The 821-nt window shown below is 76.6% G+C and carries 1 pseudogene; it reads left to right on the forward strand.

Annotated features, from left to right (window positions below):
* Positions 1 to 204 precede the first annotated feature (204 nt).
* Positions 205 to 821: pseudogene (locus SSBG_RS08520) on the forward strand (hypothetical protein); the annotation flags it as partial.

Raw genomic sequence — 821 nt, forward strand, 5'->3', positions numbered from 1 at the left:
CGCCCGCCCCACCGTGGCGGACCCGCCTGCCCCGCCGTTCCCGCGGCTTGCCCCGCCGCTCCGGCCGCCTCTGCCCGCACCGGTCCCGCACAGGCCGCGCACAGGTCCCGGACGCCCCACCGGCCGCGCGTCCCACAGCCCGCGCACAGCGTTCTTTCCGGCGCTCGCGCACGGGGTGGCCGCGTGCCGCGGACCCGTTACCTTATGGGCGTGCCCGAGCCTTCGCCCTCCCGCCCCTTGCGCCGCCGCAGGCTGCTCCGCTACGGCGCCGCGCTGACCGCCACGTGCGCGCTCGCCGGATATCTCGTGGTGCGCTTCGGGCCGGACGCGCGGCAGGCGCGCACCGGCTGCGAGGTGGTCTCGGCGGACGGCACGAAGGCCACGTACTTCTTCGGCGCCGACCAGGCGGTGAACGCGGCGACGATCGCGGCGGTCGGCACCTCGCGCGGGATGCCGGAACGCGCCGTGACGATCGCCCTCGCGACCGCGCTCCAGGAGTCGGGCCTGCGCAACCTCGACCACGGCGACCGCGACTCCGTGGGCCTCTTCCAGCAGCGGCCCTCGCAGGGCTGGGGCAGCGTCGCCCAGATCATGGACCCCGTCTACAGCGCGGGGAAGTTCTACCAGCGGCTCGCCAAGGTCGACGGCTACGCGGACCTGCCGCTCACCGTCGCCGCGCAGAAGGTGCAGCGCTCCGCCTTCCCGGACGCCTACGCGAAGCACGAACCGGACGCGGCGCTCCTCGCCGCCGCGCTCACCGGGCGGGCGGCGGCCTCGCTCACCTGCGAGGCCACCGTGCCCGACGGGCCCGGCGACCCCTC

The sequence above is a fragment of the Streptomyces sp. SPB074 genome, assembly GCF_000154905.1.
GTDB lineage: Bacteria > Actinomycetota > Actinomycetes > Streptomycetales > Streptomycetaceae > Streptomyces.